The sequence below is a fragment of the Maribellus luteus genome (genome assembly GCF_003576475.1).
GTDB lineage: Bacteria > Bacteroidota > Bacteroidia > Bacteroidales > Prolixibacteraceae > Draconibacterium > Draconibacterium luteum.
In genome coordinates this window covers 1-517 of record NZ_QWGR01000288.1, presented here as the reverse complement: position 1 = coordinate 517, position 517 = coordinate 1, and the positions used below count along the sequence as shown (strand labels likewise).

At 65.8% G+C, this 517-nt stretch carries 1 protein-coding gene; it reads right to left on the bottom strand.

From position 1 onward, the window contains the following. Positions 1–517 (bottom strand): GAF domain-containing protein (locus D1614_RS28925; RefSeq protein ID WP_206610218.1); only part of this gene is annotated, 517 nt, incomplete at both ends.

Sequence of the window (517 nt, the reverse complement as noted above, 5' to 3'; positions counted from 1 at the left end):
CGACCTCCGGCGCAACCAGCTTGAGCACGCCGACCGTGGTGTCGAGGTGGCGCAGCGGTGTGACCACCATCGAGCGCAGACCTACGCGGCGGCAGGCCTCACGGTCGACGCGCGGGTCGGTTTCGGAATCGGTGCAGTGCAGGATTTCGCCGGTCTGTACGCACAGGCCCGACAGGCTGCCCTGGCGCGCAAGTCGCAGGCCCAGCAGCGTTTCGGTCAGGCCCGACGTGGCGCGATAGACCATCTCATCGCCTTCCGCCATTTCGACCACCGCGCCCGTCGCGCAGGTCAGATGCTGTGCCCGCTCGGTGACCAACGCCATGATGGCGCCCAGATCGGTGCCGAGCTTGGCGATCTGGGACTGCGCTCGCACGATTTCGAGCAGCGTGGCAGGGTTTTGCAAAGGCGGGTGATCGATCGACATGGGAGGGTGCGGATGTGCCAGCGGGTCGAGCGATTCTAGCCCGGTCAACCGAACGACATAGACCGAAATGTCGTCGGTGTGAGGCGTCGTTAC